Annotated in this window: 17 protein-coding genes and 2 pseudogenes; all 19 read right to left on the bottom strand. The window is 41.4% G+C overall.

The annotated features are described in order from the left end of the window. On the bottom strand, nucleotides 1-2,360 hold a 2,360-nt coding region (locus tag HT678_RS02160), incomplete at its 3' end, for a DUF1542 domain-containing protein (protein ID WP_172924558.1). A 727-nt stretch (nucleotides 2,361-3,087) separates the two neighbouring features. Next, a pseudogene (locus HT678_RS02155) lies at nucleotides 3,088-3,583 on the bottom strand (hypothetical protein); the annotation flags it as partial. Nucleotides 3,584-3,586: 3 nt separating this feature from the next. Beyond that, nucleotides 3,587-4,498 (bottom strand): Rpn family recombination-promoting nuclease/putative transposase, encoded by a 912-nt coding sequence (locus HT678_RS02150; protein WP_172921935.1) that lies wholly within the window; start codon nucleotides 4,496-4,498, stop codon nucleotides 3,587-3,589. A gap of 337 nt (nucleotides 4,499-4,835) precedes the next feature. Further along, a complete protein-coding gene (gene lepA, locus HT678_RS02145; protein ID WP_172921817.1) occupies nucleotides 4,836-6,659 on the bottom strand; it encodes a translation elongation factor 4 in 1,824 nt (607 codons plus the stop codon). A gap of 78 nt (nucleotides 6,660-6,737) precedes the next feature. Beyond that, nucleotides 6,738-7,466 (bottom strand): metallophosphoesterase family protein, encoded by a 729-nt coding sequence (locus tag HT678_RS02140; protein ID WP_172921818.1) that lies wholly within the window; start codon nucleotides 7,464-7,466, stop codon nucleotides 6,738-6,740. A gap of 1 nt (nucleotide 7,467) precedes the next feature. After that, nucleotides 7,468-9,135 (bottom strand): DNA repair protein RecN, encoded by a 1,668-nt coding sequence (recN, locus tag HT678_RS02135; protein ID WP_172924557.1) that lies wholly within the window; start codon nucleotides 9,133-9,135, stop codon nucleotides 7,468-7,470. 6 nt (nucleotides 9,136-9,141) lie between these two features. Continuing rightward, nucleotides 9,142-9,573: an arginine repressor gene (locus HT678_RS02130; protein ID WP_001034401.1), complete on the bottom strand. Its 432-nt coding sequence runs from the start codon at nucleotides 9,571-9,573 to the stop codon at nucleotides 9,142-9,144. Further along, nucleotides 9,566-10,381: a TlyA family RNA methyltransferase gene (locus tag HT678_RS02125; protein ID WP_172924556.1), complete on the bottom strand. Its 816-nt coding sequence runs from the start codon at nucleotides 10,379-10,381 to the stop codon at nucleotides 9,566-9,568. Before HT678_RS02125 ends, HT678_RS02130 begins: the two co-directional genes overlap by 8 nt. Then, nucleotides 10,374-11,249, bottom strand: coding sequence for a polyprenyl synthetase family protein (locus HT678_RS02120; RefSeq protein WP_079252945.1), 876 nt, complete (start codon nucleotides 11,247-11,249; stop codon nucleotides 10,374-10,376). The genes HT678_RS02125 and HT678_RS02120 overlap by 8 nt, the downstream gene beginning before the upstream one ends. Further along, entirely contained in the window at nucleotides 11,246-11,458 is a 213-nt protein-coding gene (locus HT678_RS02115; RefSeq protein WP_000043226.1) for an exodeoxyribonuclease VII small subunit, read from the bottom strand. Before HT678_RS02115 ends, HT678_RS02120 begins: the two co-directional genes overlap by 4 nt. Next, on the bottom strand, nucleotides 11,436-12,776 hold the full coding sequence (gene xseA, locus HT678_RS02110) for an exodeoxyribonuclease VII large subunit (RefSeq protein ID WP_172924555.1): 1,341 nt from the start codon (nucleotides 12,774-12,776) through the stop codon (nucleotides 11,436-11,438). Before xseA ends, HT678_RS02115 begins: the two co-directional genes overlap by 23 nt. Before the next feature lie 127 nt (nucleotides 12,777-12,903). Further along, a complete protein-coding gene (gene udk, locus HT678_RS02105) occupies nucleotides 12,904-13,542 on the bottom strand; it encodes a uridine kinase (RefSeq protein WP_001181364.1) in 639 nt (212 codons plus the stop codon). Nucleotides 13,543-13,649: 107 nt separating this feature from the next. After that, the gene (locus HT678_RS02100) at nucleotides 13,650-13,952 is read right to left on the bottom strand and encodes a bacteriocin immunity protein (RefSeq protein WP_000983427.1); all 303 of its coding nucleotides are present in this window, start codon (nucleotides 13,950-13,952) and stop codon (nucleotides 13,650-13,652) included. Continuing rightward, nucleotides 13,949-14,170 carry a bacteriocin gene (locus tag HT678_RS02095; RefSeq protein WP_172924554.1) on the bottom strand — a complete coding sequence of 74 codons (222 nt, stop codon included), beginning with the start codon at nucleotides 14,168-14,170 and terminating at the stop codon, nucleotides 13,949-13,951. The genes HT678_RS02100 and HT678_RS02095 overlap by 4 nt, the downstream gene beginning before the upstream one ends. Nucleotides 14,171-14,318: 148 nt before the next feature. Then, entirely contained in the window at nucleotides 14,319-15,197 is an 879-nt protein-coding gene (gene truB, locus HT678_RS02090; RefSeq protein WP_001013237.1) for a tRNA pseudouridine(55) synthase TruB, read from the bottom strand. A gap of 9 nt (nucleotides 15,198-15,206) precedes the next feature. After that, complete coding sequence (locus HT678_RS02085; protein WP_050223098.1) at nucleotides 15,207-16,481, bottom strand: DUF2130 domain-containing protein; 1,275 nt, start codon at nucleotides 16,479-16,481, stop codon at nucleotides 15,207-15,209. 95 nt (nucleotides 16,482-16,576) lie between these two features. Continuing rightward, nucleotides 16,577-16,858 (bottom strand): annotated as a pseudogene (locus HT678_RS02080) (PLP-dependent transferase); the annotation flags it as partial. A gap of 159 nt (nucleotides 16,859-17,017) precedes the next feature. Beyond that, nucleotides 17,018-17,761 carry a sortase SrtA gene (srtA, locus tag HT678_RS02075; protein ID WP_050223094.1) on the bottom strand — a complete coding sequence of 248 codons (744 nt, stop codon included), beginning with the start codon at nucleotides 17,759-17,761 and terminating at the stop codon, nucleotides 17,018-17,020. Then, nucleotides 17,761-20,235 (bottom strand): DNA gyrase subunit A, encoded by a 2,475-nt coding sequence (gene gyrA, locus HT678_RS02070; RefSeq protein WP_166731971.1) that lies wholly within the window; start codon nucleotides 20,233-20,235, stop codon nucleotides 17,761-17,763. Before gyrA ends, srtA begins: the two co-directional genes overlap by 1 nt. Nucleotides 20,236-20,364: the final 129 nt, after the last annotated feature.

The raw sequence follows: 20,364 nt of genomic DNA, 5'->3' as shown, positions 1-20,364 counted from the left end.
TCGTCTTCTGATAATTTATCATTATCATCTATCTCAGCCATTTTCTTTGCTGCAGCCTCTGCTATGGCATTTTTTGCATTATCTGTTCCTATTGGATTCACATTGCCTATAGCTTTAGTTCCCTCAGCTTCCTTCATGTCAACATCATCTTGGGTTTGAGCATTCTCAATGGCTTGCTTAGCTTTGTCCGCTTCCGCTTTGGCTTCTTTCTTAGCCGCCTCTTTTTCTGCAGGACTTAGGTTGCTATTGTTTTCAATCGCTTCTTCTTTTTCTGTAAGCTTATCTGCTATTGCTTTCTTGGCTTTGTCTTTTCCTACTGGATTGATTGCAGTTACTTTAGAGACTGCATCTGCTTGAGCATTATTAACTCCATCTTGATTTTTAGCGTCCTTAGCTTCCCTAATAGCTTGGGCTGCTTTTGTGACCGCAGCCTCTACTTTTTCCTTAGCTGCAGTTTTTTCGTCTTCTGATAATTTATCATTATCATCTATCTCAGCCATTTTCCTTGCTGCAGCCTCTGCTATGGCATTTTTTGCATTATCTGTTCCTATTGGATTCACATTGCCTATAGCTTTAGTTCCCTCAGCTTCCTTCATGTCAACATCATCTTGGGTCTGAGCATTTTCAATAGCTTGTCTAGCTTTGTCCGCTTCCGCTTGGGCTTGTTCTTTCGCCGCTGCTTTTTCTCTTGGACTTAGCTTGTCATTGTTGTCAATCGCTTCTTCTTTTTCTTTAAGCTTAGCTGCTATTGTGTCCTTAGCTTTGTCTTTTATTTGCTTCTCTTCGTTCAGCTGTTTCCACTTTTCTAGAGCATCTTTCACTACTGTTTTATAATCATTAGTACTAACTCCAGAATTAATCTTCTCCTTAATTTTGTTCAAATTTTCGTAATAAGTAGCCTTGGTTTCAGTAGTAGACCATTTTGTATCTTCTTCTTTTTGTGCTATTAAGTTATCATAAACTTTTTGAGATAAATCCTTGGCTACTTTGCTAGTGTCCTGAGTAACCTTAAATTCTTCTCCGGTAACTGGCAAAGCATAATGTTCCCAATCAATTTGGTATCCCATACCTAGATGTTGATTATCAGCTGAACTAATCGTAACTGTATAATCAGTATAACCTGCTGGTATATCAATTAGACTACTCTTAAATTTTCCAGGAATCCCATTTGGTCTATTTACTTGTTTTTCTAGCTCAGTATTATATTGAGATTTTTCAATAACTGAACGTAAAGTAGTAAAATATGGTTTAACAGCACCGTCTTTTGCCTTTGTGACATTCATTTTTTCATTTGCTACATCCTGAGAAGGATCAAACTCAACACTATAAAATGTCTTTTTATTATCCATTTTTGAGGCTTTCAGTTCAACTTTATACTTTGCTTTTTTGCCATCAATATCTCCAGTATATCCTGTTTTAAATTCAATAGTTACTCCGGATCCTACCTTTGGTGTATAAACTTTAAATGTTTTTTCTATCCCAGAAAAGGATTTTAAACCTTTAGAAATCCCATTACCTTCACCAGTAGACATATACTTAGATTTATCAAATGTTTCTTCATTTTGATTTTTTTTAGTTCTTACCTTAGATAAAAGGAGTGCGTAATTATTACTGCGATCAAACACAGACTCTCTAACCCACGTCCAATTATGGTTAGTATCTCCATTAGACGAATGTACCGTATTCACTGTTTCAATAGGAAAGACCCCTCCAGATGTCTTTTTTGCAACAGCAAATTTTCCGCCATTGACTGCCTTCCAACCTCCAAATTCATCAAGTTCCTTCACTTCACCTTGATTTATATTTTTGGTATCACCAACTTGGTCTATGTTACCAAGTTTTGTCTCATTCTCTACTGTGTCAGGCAATTCTTTTAACTTCGCTGCTAACTCCTCTACATTTGCACCTTCACCTGGAGCTTGATAAGTCTGATTTGCAGCTGAATCGGCATCGGCTGCAGTCGCTGGTGGGGCAGGGGCTGCTTCACGTCTTTTACGTACTTTTGGCTTGCTGCTTGCTTCTTCTGATCTTGTACCTTCACCTTCAGATTTTGGAGAGCTAGAGTCCCCACTCACAGAGTCTTCATCCCCTGCTTCAGTATTGGTTGCAGATCCTTGTTCCTTTGCAGCAGGAGCAGCGTAGGTTGGCTGCTGTTTCTCTGGTTTTTTCTCTGTTTCCGAATCCTTATCAGCTGCCACTTCCTCATTTGACTGTACGGTCTGCGCTTCCTCAGCAGATACCGCTCCACTTCCCATAAAGAGATAGAGTGCCGCCACGGCTACCGAGGCCGCTCCAAAACTAACCTTCCGAATCGAAAACCGCAAGCGTTTTTCTCTATCGTCCTTCTCACTATAAAACATATTAGATGTTCCCCTTTTTAGTTTAAATTTTTTCAAGTGAAATCACTGAGTCCATAACTGTAACACAATGCAAAGGTTTGCCTTGTGAATCAAAAATTTACTCAATCATTCAACCTGATATGACTAAACTATTATACCTTAAATTACTTTAAAAAGATAATCATTTGACTTCTTTATCTCACTTAGTATCAAGAAAAAGACAGCCCATCCACATATATATATATATGGATGGGCTGTACAAAGCTATTCTATCAAGCTTCCTGACGATTCTGTCTTGAGAAACATATACAAATCAAGGTTTTATTACAATTTGATAACATTTTAGTTACGGTTTGTTTCGAAGTGTTTCCCCCTGATGTTAAGCACATCAAAAGCTAATTGATAAAAACAAATCCTAGCATTGTATGATTAAAAAGCCGCTCTTCTGTAGTAGCCACGCCATACTCTCTTTTTTATCATTTATGGATAAAACTAAATCATAGGCCAGTTTATAGATTCTAACCCCTTGCTTAGGGATTCTTATAGATTAGATTATTAGCTAGCCAGCTCCAGTTTTTCTAAGATCACTACTTCTCTTAGGCTTACTTGATTTACAAATGACCTAACTAGCTAACTCCGAAATCACTGTATTTTATCGAACCCTATCTAGGAGATAGAGAGTTACAAAAAACTCCAACCACGGCTTGCAACCCTCGTCTTTGCTGGTTTCTCTGTATTTTTTTAGGGCTTATTTGTATTTTTTCAATAGCTCCTCAAACTCAGCGACGGTTATGCCCAACTGCTGGCTAGCAACCTCAGAAGTCAGAAGACCTTGGCGGACTAGATTTGCTAACATGGCGAAACTACCTTCAGCTTTCCCGAGCTCCAGTCCTTGTTCAACTCCTTCTGCTCGCCCACGCTCAAGACCTCTCTCTAAACCTTTTTCGATACCCTCAGCTCGACCGCGTTCTAGTCCCTGTTCAATACCTTCTGCACGACTACGTTCTAAGCCCTTTTCCTCCGCTTATTCCAAGGCATATTCCTGTGCTAACAAGGCTTGTTCTTCTCGCATACGTACTTGACTAAACATTTCCCTATCCTCCTCGGACCAGCTCTTGTAGTCTAGCAGTTGGTCTGCTTGGCTGATGGCTCGCTCGGGTTCTTGGGTAAAAGGTTTATTCCCAAAAAAACTCCAACCATGGCTTGCGAACCTTGTCTTTGCTGGTTTCTCTGTATTTTTTTAGGGCTTATTTGTATTTTTTCAATAGCTCCTCAAACTCAGCGACGGTTATGCCCAACTGCTGGCTAGCAACCTCAGAAGTCAGAAGACCTTGGCGGACTAGATTTACTAAACCTACTTTTAATCCCTGTTCAAGCCCCTCTGCACGACCTCTCTCCAACCCTTTTTCTTCAGCTTGTTCCAAGGCATAGTCCTGTGCTAATAAGGCTTGTTCTTCTCGCATACGTAGTTGACTAAACATCTCCCTGTCCTCCTCAGACCAGCTCTTGTAATCTAGCAGTTGGTCTGCTTGGCTGATGGCTCGCTCAGGTTCTTGGGTAAAGGGTTTATTCCCGAAAAACTCCAACCATGGCTTGCGAACCTCGTCTTTGCTGGTTTCTCTGTATTTTTTTAGTTCCAAGAATGCCATCTTAACCAGATGGTTTTCCTGTCCATTGTTTGTAATTGTTAAAACCTCACCTGTCCTATCCTCTCGCATGCTAAAACTATGAAAAGCCAAGTCATCTGAGAAGTAGTTACTATCCACAATTGCGATAGCGTATACTGGTGAGATGTGTTTATAACTCTGATGAGTATCACCTTCTCGTTGACGAATTTTTTCAAGATTTTGATTGACCTGACTGCAAAGGTAAGCCCATAAACGATTGATGAAAAAATTCTGATGATGAACCTGAATTTCGATGATAACTTGCGTACCATTATCCAACTCCGCCAAAACATCTATACTGGTATAGAAATCTTGCGCCGAATAGGGCATGGAAGGCAAGACATGAATATTACTTCCCTCCAAATTGATCACATTTTTTGCTGGTAAATCCAGCATATCGCGAATAAATTGACAAGTGATTTCCGGATTGCTAAAAATCTTCTTAGCAACCAAATCATTGGTCGGGCTAATGCCCGGATGACGTACAGTCATATTGCTTCTCCTTTCATTATAGCACATTTTTTAATCTAGATTTGATTATTCTATTTATTTATTCGAAAAAGAGAGGAAAATACAGTCAAGATATGGTCACAAATTTAAAATTTTATAGTGAAATGAAAAAATAAGAACAGGGCAAATCTATCAGGACAGTCAAATCTATTTCTAACAATGTTTTAAAAGTAGAGGTGTACTATTCTAGTTTCAATCTACTATACCATTATTTTCTCCGATTTCTTGATAGTTTATAAAAAAGCAGGCCATTAAAGCCTGCTTTACTATTGATTCTTATATAAATTTCCTGTGAAGAAGGAAATGCATTCCTGATAACTTATTCTTCATCCATACTCAAGACGCTGAGGAAGGCTTCTTGTGGGACTTCAACTGATCCGATAGCTTTCATGCGCTTCTTACCAGCTTTTTGTTTTTCAAGCAGTTTGCGTTTACGAGAAACGTCACCACCATAACACTTAGCAAGTACGTTCTTACGAAGGGCCTTGATATCAGTACGAGCGACAATCTTGTGTCCAATAGCCGCTTGGATTGGAACCTCAAATTGTTGACGAGGAATGATTTTCTTGAGCTTATCAACGATGAGTTTCCCACGTTCGTAAGCAAAATCCTTGTGAACGATAAAGCTGAGGGCATCCACCTTGTCTCCATTGAGAAGGATATCCATTTTCACCAGCTTAGATGGACGATACTCTGACAATTCGTAGTCAAAGCTTGCATAACCACGAGTCGAAGACTTAAGCTTATCAAAGAAGTCAAAGACGATTTCAGCCAGTGGAATTTGATAGATAACATTGACACGGTTATCATCGATATAATCCATAGTCACAAAGTCCCCACGCTTGCGCTGAGCTAGCTCCATTACTGCTCCGACAAACTCCTGCGGCACCATGATTTGCGCTTTAACATAAGGCTCTTCAATGGTCGCAATCTTAGTTGGGTCTGGGAACTCAGATGGGTTTGACACATCCATAGACTCACCGTCGGTCAAATTAACTTTATAGATAACAGACGGAGCTGTCATGATGAGGTCGATATTGAACTCACGTTCCAAACGTTCTTGGATAACATCCATATGGAGAAGTCCAAGGAAACCACAACGAAAACCAAATCCAAGGGCCTGAGATGTTTCTGGTTCAAATTGAAGACTAGCATCATTCAGTTGCAATTTTTCAAGCGCTTCACGTAGGTCATTGTACTTGTTTGACTCGATTGGATATAGACCCGCAAAGACCATAGGATTCATCTGCTTGTAACCATGTAATGGCTCTGTCGCAGGATTGGTTGCCAAGGTAACGGTATCACCCACACGAGTATCCTGAACCGTCTTGATAGAAGCCGCAATGTAACCAACGTCACCAGTCGCAAGGAAATCACGACCAACTGCTTTGGGTGTAAAAATACCGACTTCCGTAACATCAAAGGTCTTGCCATTGCTCATGAGCTGAATCTTATCACCAGGTTTGACCACTCCATCCATAACACGCACTTGGAGGATAACTCCACGGTAAGCATCGTAAACAGAGTCGAAAATCAATGCCTTAAGTGGCGCCGTCACATCACCCGTTGGTGCTGGTACTTTTTCTACGATTTGCTCAAGGATGTCTTCGATACCGATACCAGCCTTGGCAGAAGCCAAAACTGCTTCACTGGCATCCAAACCAATGACATCTTCAATCTCCGTACGCACGCGCTCAGGGTCTGCAGCTGGCAGGTCAATTTTGTTAATGACTGGCATGATTTCCAAATCATTGTCCAAGGCTAGATAAACGTTGGCAAGAGTTTGAGCCTCAATCCCTTGGGCAGCATCGACCACCAAAATCGCTCCCTCACAGGCAGCTAGCGAACGGGAAACTTCATAGGTGAAGTCTACGTGTCCTGGTGTGTCAATTAAGTGAAAAATATAAGTTTCCCCATCTTTTGCAGTATAATTGAGCTCGATGGCATTTAACTTAATGGTAATCCCACGTTCCCGCTCTAAATCCATACTATCCAAAAGTTGAGCTTGCATTTCACGACTGGATACTGTCTCTGTCTTTTCCAAAATGCGGTCTGCTAGAGTTGATTTTCCGTGGTCAATATGGGCGATAATAGAGAAGTTACGGATCTTCTCCTGTCGTTTTTTCAATTCTTCTAAGTTCATGATTCTCTTCCTTTCAGGGTATCTATTTATTATAAATTGTTTTTGACATTTTGACAAGACCATACCCTGCTAGGAGTACTAATCTTCAGCGACAAAGCCGTCATTCTCAATAAAGTGATGTTCTGTCATCCCTTGGTCTGTAAAGACAATCCCGTGAAGGACACCACCATAGACAGCTCCTCCATCCATCCCAATCTTACCATCTTCTGTAGTCCAAAGCTCAGCTGTACCTCGATCTTGCTTTAACAAACCATAGACCGGTGTATGACCAAAGACAATAGTTTTTCCAGTATGATTTTCGGCTTCGTGGAATGGTTTTCTAAGCCAGACTTTTTTATAATCTGTGGTTTCACGCCAGTCATCCAAGGTCAAATCAATACCAGCATGTACAAAGATATACTTATCTGTCTCTACCACAAAAGGCATTTGACGAATAAATTCGACCAAGTCTGCCGCTTCAGTAGCAACACGCTTGGCATCCTCCACTCCGGCAACTGGTGCATCCAAGGGACGACCTAGGATAGAGTTAATAGTTGTATCTCCACCATTGCGACGATAGTGGTCATAACTTTCTTCTGGGTCATCTAGCCATGTCAAAAACATATACTCGTGGTTTCCTGACAAACAGATTGCCCCTTGATTATCGACCAAGTCCTTAACCATCTCTAGGACACGGCGACTATCTTCACCACGGTCAATCAAATCCCCTAGAAAGAGCAACTGGGTCTGACCATCCCAGGTTTTGAGAAGGTCTTCCAGCATCCCAGCTTTTCCGTGAACATCTCCAATTACATAATAGTCTGTCATCTTATTTCTCCCTGTTTCTCAACAATTCTCTAGCTTGCGTCAGGGCTGCTTCCGTCACATCATCACCTGCCAACATCTTGGCAACTTCTTCCACTCGCTCTTCAACCGTCAAGAGACGAACAGTCGAAACTGTTGAATGGTCATTGCTGATCTTCTCAATAAAAAATTGATAATCCGCAATCGCAATTACTTGTGGCAAATGGGAAATAGCTAGAACCTGCCCATGTTGGCCAATCTTGTGAATCTTCTGTGCAATAGCTTGAGCTACACGACCTGAAACTCCTGTGTCCACCTCATCAAAGACTATGCTAGTCTTACCTTCTTTACGTGAAAAGGCAGACTTAATGGCTAGCATGAGACGGGATAATTCCCCACCAGACGCAACCTTGACCAAGGGTTTAAAGTCTTCTCCAGGGTTGGTTGAGATATAAAACTCAACCATTTCATTGCCCTCACGGCTGAATTTGCCCTTGCTAAAACGAACCTGAAACTGGGCTTTTTCCATATAAAGGTCTTGCAGTTCTTGTTTAATCTCTGCTTCGAGCTGCTGAGCCAAGTCATGACGAGCAGAGGCAAGCTGACCTGCCAAGTCGACAAGATTGACTTCCAACTTCTTGAGCTCTGCTTCCATGTCCTCAGACGAAAGATTATTGCCTGTCAAGAGATTGTATTCTTCCGTGATCTTGGCAAAATAAAGCAAGACATCGTCTACAGTCCCACCATACTTACGAGTAATAGTATGAAGGAGATCCAAACGATTCTCAACCTGCATGAGACGATTGCCGTCAAAATCAAGGTCCTCAATAATAGCTTCCAAACGTTTGCTAATGTCTTCTAAGACATAGTAGGTCTCAGACAGTGAGCTTGAAATTTCACGGTATTCAGGGTCATACTCTTCGACACTTTCCATGTCATTCATGGCTGAACGAACATTGGCCAGACTTGAAAAGTCTTCATTGTCCAACATACTGTAGGCATTGGTCAATGTATCCGCAATATTTTTATGATTGAGAAGTTTATCACGCTCTTGATTGAGAGACAAGTCTTCTCCAGCCTGCAAGTTTGCTGCCTCAATCTCTGCCATTTGAAATTCCAACATTTCGATACGTGCCTTGTGTTCCTGTTGGTTTTTCTTGACTTCCAGAACCTGCTTGCGCATTTTTCGATAGGCATCAAAACTTGTTTGATAGGTTTCTTTCAAGCCCCAAAAAGCTACATCGCCAAATTCATCCAACATCTGGATATGCAGTTGGGGACGCATTAACTCCTCTTGGTCATGCTGACCATGAATATCCACCAGATGTTGTCCAATAGCCCGCAAAACAGACAGATTAACCATCTGGCCATTCACACGGCTGATACTACGACCATTTTGCAAGATTTCCCGACGGATGATAATTTCATCACCTAATTCCAAACCTTGCTCATCAAAAATTTCCTGTAAAAGGCGACTATTCTCAACTGAGAAAAGCCCCTCAATCTCTGCCTTTGGCGCACCATGACGAATAACATCTGTCGTCGCACGAGCTCCCAACATCATATTCATGGCATCAATGATAATCGACTTCCCTGCACCCGTTTCACCAGTCAGGACAGTCATGCCCTTTTCAAAATGGAGAGAAATAGCCTCAATAATGGCAAAGTTTTTTATCGAAATTTCAAGTAACATATAGACCTACCAATTTTTTACTTGTTCAAAGATTTCCTCAGCTAGACTTTCACTTCTGGCAATGACTAAAATCGAGCTATCATCAGCTAAACAGCTGAAAATCTTGTCCGCAAAAGTTTCGGTTAACTGAGCTTTTACAAAAGCCGTATTTCCTGGAATGACTTGGAGATTGATCATCTTATCCATCAATTCAGCCGATTCGATATTATCTTCAGCCAGTTGCAAACTTTTCACGATTGATTTTGGCAATTCATAGACATAGGTGTTGTCTCTCAAAGGAATTTTGACAATACCTAGCTCTTTGATATCTCGGGATACCGTTGCTTGAGTGGCAGTGATTCCTGCCTCTTTCAAATGTTCTACGATTTCTTCTTGCGTACCGATTTGATAATCTGTCACAAATCGTCTAATTTTTTCAAGTCTCTCTTTTTTATTCATTTTTAAATTGACTATGCGCCCTCTCTACTACTTCTTCAATATCAGCAAGAACCTGATTGCTTGCTGACTCTTCTTTTTTCAAATACGCTAAAAATTCAATATTTCCATGACCGCCTTGGATGGGAGAAAAGTCCAAACCAAGGACTGAAAAACCTTCCTCTACTGCCATAGCTGTGACAGATTCAAGGACATGTTGATGCACCTTGGCATCACGAATAATTCCATTTTTCCCAATTTGCTCACGTCCTGCTTCAAACTGGGGCTTAACCAAAGCCACAACCTGACCTTGATTAGCCAATACTCGGTGCAAGGCTGGCAAAATCAGACTGAGGGAAATGAAACTCACGTCAATGCTGGCAAAACTCGGTTCCTGCTCGAAATCAGTTTTTTCAGCATATCGGAAATTGAACTGCTCCATACTGACAACTCGTGGGTCTTGGCGTAATTTCCAAGACAATTGATTGGTGCCGACATCGACTGCATAAACTAACTCAGCACCATTCTGCAACATAACATCGGTAAATCCTCCAGTAGAAGCCCCAATATCAATCGTGGTCGCACCATCCACTGACAAATCAAAGACCTGCAAGGCCTTTTCCAGTTTCAAGCCACCACGGCTGACATACTTGAGTTTCTCCCCCTTGAGTTTTAACTCAGTGTCGTCCGGGATTTTCTCTCCTGGTTTGTCAAACCGTTCTCCATTCAGGACTGCTAGGACTAGACCAGCCATGACACCGCGCTTGGCCTGTTCTCGCGTTTCAAACAAGCCCTGTTTATAAGCTAGTACATCCACTCTTTCCTTAGCCATTGATTCTCAAACTTTCTACTACACTTACAATCGATTCTATCTCAAAGGGAATCTGCTGGGCAATTTCTTCTAATTTTGTATTAGCTTGATCCAAAGTCTGGTTACAAAAGGCAATAGCTTCTTCCAAGCCCAATAAGGCTGGATAGGTTGATTTTTCAGCCTGCAAATCCTTTTGTGGTGTCTTGCCGATTTCCTCAAAACTGGCGGTCACATCCAGTACATCATCTCGAACTTGAAAAGCAAGCCCAATCAATTCACCAACCGTTTTCAGCTTCACCTGCATCTCAGGTGCCAATTCAGCAATAATAGCAGCCGCTTGGAAGGGATAGGCTAGCAGTTTTCCAGTCTTATTAGCATGAATAGTCTGGAGTTCTTCCAAAGACAAATGCTGGTGTTCGCCTTCCATATCCAAAACTTGCCCTGCAACCATTCCCAGACTACCTGAAGCAAAGGATAAGTTAGCAATCAAGTCTACCTTAATCTGACTTGGCAAATCTGCCTGCGCTATCAAGGCATAGGGATCTAGGAATAAAGCATCTCCTGCCAAAATGGCCATAGCTTCACCAAATTTCTTATGATTGGTCAAGCGTCCCCGACGGTAATCATCATCATCCATAGCAGGAAGGTCATCGTGAATCAAACTCCCTGTATGAATCATTTCCAAGGCTGCGGCCACCTGCGCGTGAGCTGGTTTAATAGCCACCTGCAAGGCTTCCAGAACTTTCAACAAGAGAAAGGGGCGAATACGCTTGCCACCAGCATGAATGGAATAGAGAACAGACTCTCGCAAACTAGAGGCAAACTGCTGGCCTCCATAAAAGTCTTCCAAGGCTGACTCGACAAGAGCTAATTTTTCTTGCTTCTTCATTCAAAATCACTTTCTGTTCCGTCTTCTTGCATGACCTTGACCAAGGTCTTTTCAGCCTTGTCCAGCGTCGCTTGGAGTTCTTTTGACAAGACCATGCCCTTTTGAAAGGCAGCAATCGCATCTTCCAGAGCAATTTCACCATTTTCCAAACTTTGGACAATGGTCTCCAGTTCTGCTAGATTTTCCTCAAATTTCTTTTGTTTTGACATCTTTAACCTCTAATTCTACTTGACCATCTCGCATCAAAAGCGTTACTTGGTCTTTTTTCTTCAAACTCTCAACCGAATCTACAACGGACTCTTCTTTTTTGACAATAGCATAACCACGCGCCACGATGCGACTGGTATCCAACATCAACAAGGCTTCTGAAAGTCTCTTGACTTCAGCAACCCTGGCATCATAAACCAGCGCCATTTGGCTACGGAGGAGCTTGTCCAACTGGCCTAGACGGTCTTGATAGCGTTGGATTTTGGTAACAGGTGATAATTGAACCAGTTGATGCGTCCTTGCTTGGACTAATTGCTTGTTATCAGAAATCCGTGTTCGCAAACTTTGTTTCAAACGCAATTGCAGTTGATCCAAGCGTTGCATATAGCCATCATACAAACGTTCTGGTTGTCTAAAGATAACAGACTGACTGCATTTTTTCAAAGCTTCTTGTTTCTTAGATAGGACATTTCGGACTGCTGTTGCCATCCGTTTTTCTTGATTTTGCAAATGAGCTAATAAATCCAACTTGGTCACAGGTGTTGCTAGTTCAGCTGCAGCCGTTGGTGTCGCAGCGCGGCGATCTGCCACAAAATCCACCAAGGTCACATCCGTCTCATGTCCCACACTAGAGATAACTGGTAAACGAGACTCAAAAATAGCTCGTACCACAATTTCTTCGTTAAAGGCCCAGAGATCCTCAATAGAACCACCTCCACGACCAATAATGAGTAAATCCAAATCGTCCCCTTGATTAGCTCGCACAATATTTCGAGCAATTTCCTCCGCAGAACCATCACCTTGCACCTTGGTCGGATAGAGAAGAATGTCCACACCTGGGAATCGCCTGCTGACGGTCGTGATAATATCTCGAATAACGGCTCCACTGCGACTGGTTACTACACCAATTCTCTTAGAAAATTGGGGCAGAGGTTGCTTGAACCTCTCTTGAAACAGGCCTTCTTCTGTCAATTTTTTCTTGAGTTGTTCAAACTGAATCGCAAGCGCCCCAACCCCATCAGGCTCAGCCTTTTCAATGATGATGGAGTAGCTACCACTTGGTTCATAGACCTGCACACGCCCAATCACATTGATTTTCATTCCTTCTTCTAGGTCGAAACCTAATTTCTGATAAATCCCAGACCAGATGGTCGCTTGAATAACTGCATGGTCATCCTTTAGGGAGAAATATTGGTGAGTAGGTCGTTTACGAAAGTTGGAAACTTGACCAGTTAAATAGACCCGTTCCAAGTAAGGGTCTTTATCGAATTTCATTTTCAGATACTTGGTCAAAGTTGTTACCGATAAATACTTTTCCATCTCCACCTACTATTCCTTTTCTTGCTCTTTCATGGGTATTATTATACCAAAAATATGCCTAAAAATCTCCATTTATGTACCATTATGAGGGAAAAATAGAAAAAGGAGGCAAGGCCTCCAATTCTGTTTATTTGCTATTTCGAGCTTCTTCCAAAATCTTTGCAATCTTGGTCGTCAACAGGTCGATAGCTACTGTATTGCTGACTCCCTCAGGAATGACGATATCAGCATAACGCTTAGTCGGCTCGATAAACTGATGGTACATGGGTTTAACCACACCTAGATACTGGTCAATAACGCTATCAAGGCTACGGCCACGTTCTTCCATATCGCGCTTGATACGACGAATAATGCGCACATCATCATCCGTATCCACAAAAATCTTGATATCCATCAAATCGCGCAGGCGCTTATCCTCCAAGACCAAAATGCCCTCAACGATAAAGACATCCTGAGGCTCCTGACGATAGGTCTTGCTGCTCCGTGTATGTTCAGTATAGTCATAAGTCGGAATGTCCACCGGACGCCCTGCCAACAATTCCTTCATCTGCTCAATCATCAAGTCTGTATCAAAGGCAAATGGATGGTCATAGTTGGTTTTGATACGCTCTTCAAAGGTCAAATGAGACTGATCCTTGTAGTATGAATCATGCTCAATCATGGAAATCTTTTCATCAAGAAAATGCGATAAAATGGCTCTTGAAACACTGGTTTTACCACCACCAGAACCACCTGTCACTCCAATAATGATTGGTCTATTTTGCATGCTATCCTCCGTTATTTTATCCGTCGTCTATTCTATCACATTTTTTACAAAATTTATAGTCTCATCAGCAAAAAACACCAGAGTCTTCCCTCTGATGTTCGATAGTTTTAACGAAAGCCCTGTAGGGTTTGAGCAAGCATCTGCAAGAAAGCCAGTCTCCCTCTTTCCTGGCTAGGAGCTTTGGCAATCCATAAACCAAAATCAATGACAGACTTAGGTGCCTGGTAATGATGCGTCATGAGGTAAAGCGACAACCCTTGACTCAAATTGGCCATGACCGATTGGTATTTTTCATTTCTGTCTAAATTTTGTATAGCAAGACGAAACAGGTGACTCAACTCACTATTTTCATTTATTTCTTTTTGTTGAAGAAGTTGCTCCACCCTTTCTCGAAACTCATTTTGCATCATGGAATTATCACACCAAATCCTGGTCTAGGTGCCCATGGACCATAATTAATCCAGCCATTGACTATTACACTTCCCGTGTACCCCCAAAACTCTCCATGATTGATACTGCATTTTGCTCGACCTTTAACGTCTACACAATATATTCCTGGGCCTAAGTTCCCACCAGAACCTGTAATGGACTCTAAATATTTATCTGAAAGAATTTTAAATTGCTTCATTTCACACCTCCAAATTTCTATATAGATTATTTGAGTACCTACAACTCGCAACAATTGGAATATTATAATTCCCAAAACCATTCTACTATTAGTATGGGGTTTTATCAAGCAATTGTTATCTATCACCCGATTTTTATTCCTAAACGATCTAGCTAAAAACCTTCCTTGGCTTATAGAGATTGCCCCGTTTTTCTAGAATGGCTAACAATTTATCATCTTCAAAGGCAGCCAGTTCTTTGTCCGTTTGGTCTAGCTCAATAAAACGACCAAAGCGAACTTCTGTAGCCTCTTCTGGAGTTAGGAAAACTTTGACAAGGTCACCTGTCCCAATCTCTAAAGGATGGAGAAAATCTAATTGCCCAGCCTCTACTTTTTCAGCAATTTCCTCCAAGGCAAGAGCGTCTTCTAATTGTAAGCCAGCAGCACTAGTACGAGTCAAATGGGACATATGAGCCGCATAACCAAGCTTTTCACCCAAATCAACTGACAAAGTACGGATGTAAGTCCCTTTACTGCATTTTACACGAAAAGTGAATCGGGCAAGTTGGCCATCATAAGAAATCGGACTTGTTCGTTCAAATTGATAAATGGTCACCTGACGTTCTGGACGCTCCACTTCCTGACCAGCACGCGCATACTCATAGAGCTTGCGACCATTAACCTTAACTGCCGAATACATAGGGGGAATCTGAGTAATAGGCCCAGTCAAGCTAGCAATCGCTTCATCAACAAGCTTTTCATCCAATGAAGACAAAACAGGGGTTTCTGCGACCACTTCCCCACTAGCATCCTCAGTCGTCGTGGAATAGCCCAGAATGATTTCCCCCTCATAGATCTTACCCTCGTCCTGCATAAACTCGACCATGCGTGTCGCCTTGCCAACCGCAATCGGCAAAACACCCACCACATCCGGATCCAAGGTTCCACCATGACCAATTTTCTTGGTTCCCAAAATCTTACGCAGTTTAAAAACCGCATCATGCGAGGTCATTCCTGCTTCTTTTTTTAAGTTGATAATACCGTTCATTTTTGCTTTCTACTCCCCCTTCAGTGCTTCGAACTTCGCTTTCATTGTTGGATTTTTCCGGGTCAATTTTTTAACAGAGACATCTTCCAATTTGTTGTTAGCTAAACGGAGTTGGTTTTCAGATGTGGTCAGGAATTTCTTAACCTCTTCCATGCGTTTGATGGCCTTGTCGATTTCATCAATAGCTTTTCCAAAGTTAGTCGAAGCTGAATTATAGTTCTTAGCAAAAGCTAGCTTAAAGGCATCCAAATCTTCCTCAAAATGCGTAATGTCAATATTTTGCTCGCGAACCAAGGCCAACTCCTGCTTGTATTTTAGGGAATTTAGCGCCGCATTACGTAAGAGCCCAATCAACTGAATAAAGAATTGAGGACGAACCACATACATCTTTTCATACTCGTGACTGACGTCAACAATCCCTGTGTTAAAGTAGTCGTTATCGGCCTCAAGCATGGTCACTAAAACGGCATACTCACAGTTCTTCTCCCGACGGTCCTTGTCTAATTCCTTGTAAAAATCTGCATTCTTGTGCTTCTTCTCCGTTCCGTCAGCTTCATTCTTCATCTCAAACATGATGGAAATGATTTCAACCCCATTTTCATCACACTCACGGAAGATGAAGTCTCCCTTAGACCCACGCGCAGAGACCTTGTTATCCTTCTCAAAGTAGGCATTTGGAAAGGCGAAACTACGGACCTTGTTAAACTCACTCTCTGCATACTGTTCCAGACTTTCCCCGATCGCTTTTGTAGATTGCTGGGCTTTGAAATTCTTATAGAACTCGACTTGTTCACTAGCTGCTTTAAGCTGGGCTTCATAGTTTTGCTTAACAGAAGCCAAAGACAACTCATTTTCCTTTTCTTGCAATAGTAACTGATTTTTGACCTGAACATGTTCTTTTTCTAGGTCAGAAAGGGTCTTTTGCAGTTGATTTTCATGCTCTAAACGCAAGGTAGACAATTGGTTCTCCAAGGCCTGTACTTCCTTGTCCTTAGCCAAGAGGGCCTGATGGCTTGTCTCTTCAACTTCTTTCTTGGCCAATTCTTTTTCTGTATCAAAGTTTTGGATCTGACTCTGTAATTGCGCAATTTCTTGATCCTTCTGAGCCAGTTTAGTCTGTTGCTCATTCATAGCCTTTTGCTCAGCCAAGGCCAGTTCTTGCCTCATCCTATCGTGTAGTTCCTTATCAAACTCTGCCGTTCTCACTTGGGACAAAAGTTCAGCATACTGGCTTTCATTTACTGTAAAGACTTCCCCACAGTTGGGACATTTGATTTCGTTCATTACATTCCTCTTTCTAGACTTCTGTAACCATTATATCATGCCTGAAGGAAAATCAAAAACAGTGAGTCAAAACCCACTGTTTATCTTCTGTTACTTTAAATTTTTTCCAAGGCCAAGCGCAAGTCTCCAATCAAATCTTCTACATTTTCAAGACCGATAGACAAGTGGATTTGGTTTGGTGTGACACCTGCTGCTTCTAGGTCTTTTTCTGACAATTGACCATGAGTGGTTGTTGCTGGATGGACAACAAGCGATTTAGCATCTGCCACGTTTGCAAGATCAGAAAAGATTTCTAAATGATCAATGACCTTGCGGGCTTCTGCCTCCCCACCTTTGACATGGAAGGTAAAGATGGAGCCGAAACCTTTTGGCAAGTATAGTAGATTGAAACTAGAATAGTACACATATACTTCTAAAACATTGTTAGAAATCGATTTGACTGTCCTGATCGATTCGTCCTATTCTTATTTCATTTTACTATATTTTTATGAAAATCTTAAAAAAATCAGTGAAATTCTGGATTTCACTGATTTGTATTAATAAAATTGTTTATATGGTTGATTGAAAGCTGTTAGGATTTCATCAGATGTTTGTGAATAATCTTTTGTTTCTTTCAAATCACCTTTGACAATAATACGTTCTGTAGCAGCAAGGTCTTCACAGGTTACTAATGTGATTTCATTGACCCCTTCTCTATCATCAACCTCATCAACACGATCCGGTGTCACACGTTTGACTTCACGTATTTCATAAGTATAAACTTTATTTTTATCGGTTAGATAAATCTTCATGCCATTTTTAGCATTATCTAAAGGAGAAAATAACATTTTATTAGCATTATCAACACCAAAGATATGGTGACTAGCTAGACTATAATTTCCTTCCCCCATTACTTGCTCGCGTTTCATTGTACCAGCTCCGTAGAAGAGATTAACATTATCAAGTCCTTTAAAAATCGGCAAATTCATTTCCAATTCAGGAATTGCAATTCCCCCAATAACTGGTAATTTTTGAGCATCCCATTGAGAAGTTAGAACAGCTTCCGAAGAGATAGCTTTGACAGAATCAAAGTCAAAATTGCCTTCTGTATCTTGATTTTCTTCTAATTTTTCTTTTGATACCTGGCTAACTTGATACTTATTGGTATTCCAGACTATGAAAATATTTCGAATTTGCGCATTAAAAATCAAAGCCAGTGACAGTAATATCAGAAATCCTGCTAGGATATTTGTCAGCAAATTTTTTCGCTTGTTTTTCTTTTTATTATTTTTTTGAGACATTATGCTTCACCTTCTGTTTCTGTTTCGTTTTCTGTCCCAACTTCTTCTTTTTCTGCCACCGCAACCGTTGTGAAAGTCACTATCTGAGCATCTTGATCCAGGCGCATTACTTTAACTCCCATAGTTGCACGTCCTGTTTGTGAAATATTGGCAAGATTGGTTCGAATCATGACACCTGTATCAGTGATAATCATCAAATCCTCATCCCCTTGAACAGTCATAAGACCGGCCAGCAAGCCATTTTTTTCGGTAATTTTAGCTGTCTGCATTCCCTTACCACCACGACCTTTTGTTGGGTATTCAGTAGCGACTGTACGCTTACCATATCCTTTTTCTGTGATAATAAGAACCTCATCTTGATCAGTAATCAAGCTGGCACCAACAACTGTGTCTCCTTCACGAAGGTTAACACCTTTCACACCAGTGGCGATACGACTCATACCACGAACGGCTGATTGATTAAAGCGAACTGCATAACCAAACTTGGTACCAATGATAATATCCATATCTCCTTCCGCCAACAAGACATTGATTAACTCATCTTCATCCTTTAAATTCAGCGCTTTGAGACCATTTTGACGAATATTGGCAAACTCCTTAACACTGGTTCTCTTCACAATACCGTGACGGGTTGTAAAGAAGAGATAAGCATCATCACTGCGATCAGACTCAACATTGATAACCGTCTGAATATTTTCGTCTTCATCCAATTTCAAGAGATTGACTACTGGTAGCCCTTTGGCAGTCCGACCATACTCAGGAATTTCATAACCTTTCAGACGATAGACACGTCCTTTATTTGTGAAGAAGAGCAGGTGATCATGGGTGCTAGTTGACACTAACTCACGAACAAAGTCATCATCTTTCACTCCTGTTCCTTGGACACCACGACCCCCACGTTTTTGAGCAGTAAATTCAGCTTGGTCCAGACGTTTAATGTATCCTTTGTTAGAAAGGGTAATTAAGACATCCGATTCTTCAATCAAGTCCTCATCCTCGAGACTCAAGACCTGTCCAACCATCAACTCTGTACGGCGTTTATCGGAAAATTTACGTTTAACTTCATCCAATTCGTCTTTGATGATTTGAGAAACACGTTCAGGCTTAGCAAGAATATCCGCTAAGTCCGCAATCAGAGCCAAGAGGTCATCATACTCAGATTGAATCTTATCGCGTTCCAAACCTGTCAAACGACGAAGACGCATGTCTAGGATGGCCTGACTTTGACGTTCAGAAAGCTTAAACTTACTCATCAACTCAGCTTGTGCTTCCGCATCCGTTTCACTAGCACGAATGATACGAATCACTTCGTCGATATGGTCTAGCGCAATCAAGAGACCTTCTAAGATATGAGCGCGCGCTTCCGCTTTTTCCTTATCAAAACGTGTACGACGAACAACTACTTCTTTTTGGTGCTCGATATAAGCATCCAAAATCTGACGAAGAGACAAAATTTTCGGTATACCATTTTGGATAGCCAGCATATTGAAACCAAAGTTGGTTTGCATCTGGGTCATCTTGAAAAGATTATTGAGGATAACATTGGCTGACGCATCACGCTTGACTTCAATAACAAATCGAACACCCTCACGGTTTGACTCATCACGTACTGCTGTAATCCCCTCAATGCGTTTTTCCTGAACCAAGCGAACAATATGCTCATGCACCTTGGTTTTGTTGACCATATAAGGAAATTCTGTTACAACAATGCGCTCACGGCCAGTCTTAGTTTCTTCGATTTCGGTACGAGAACGTAGGACAATCGAACCTTTACCCGTTTCATAAGCCTTATGGATACCTGATTTCCCCATGACAAGGGCACCTGTTGGAAAATCTGGTCCAGGCAAGACTTCCATCAATTCCTTGGTAGTCACTTCAGGATTATCCATGACCAACTTCACTGCATCAATGGTTTCACCTAGATTATGAGGTGGAATATTGGTTGCCATCCCAACCGCAATACCAGTTGCTCCATTAACCAAAAGGTTTGGAAAACGCGCTGGCAAGACCAAGGGTTCCCGTTCGTTGGCATCATAGTTATCAACGAAATCAACTGTATTTTTGTTGATATCACGAAGCATTTCCAGAGCAATCTTGCTCATACGTGCCTCGGTATAACGTTGAGCGGCAGCACTATCTCCATCCATGGAACCAAAATTCCCATGACCATCTACAAGCATGTAACGGTAGCTCCACCATTGAGCCATACGGACCATGGCTTCATAGATAGAGGAATCCCCGTGTGGGTGGTATTTACCCATGACATCCCCTGTAATACGAGCAGATTTTTTATGGGGTTTGTCTGGAGTAACACCCAATTCATTCATTCCGTAGAGAATGCGACGGTGAACAGGTTTTAAGCCATCTCGAACATCAGGAAGAGCTCGCGCTACGATAACACTCATGGCGTAGTCGATAAAGCTAGCCTTCATCTCCTTTGTCAGATTGACATTCACTAAATTTTTATCCTGCATTAATAAATGCCTCATTTCACAATTAGTAAGTAACAACATTATACCATAAATTTCCATCTATTTCAGCCTCTAAACCACTAAAACGTTTACATAGAGAACTATACGGCATATTCGTGACAAAGTTTTTTA

Origin of the sequence: Streptococcus sp. 3167, assembly GCF_013277175.1 — a bacterium.
Taxonomy (GTDB): Bacteria; Bacillota; Bacilli; order Lactobacillales; family Streptococcaceae; genus Streptococcus; species Streptococcus pseudopneumoniae.
Note: the sequence above shows the minus strand (reverse complement) of the source record. Positions and strands in the feature narration are given on the sequence as shown.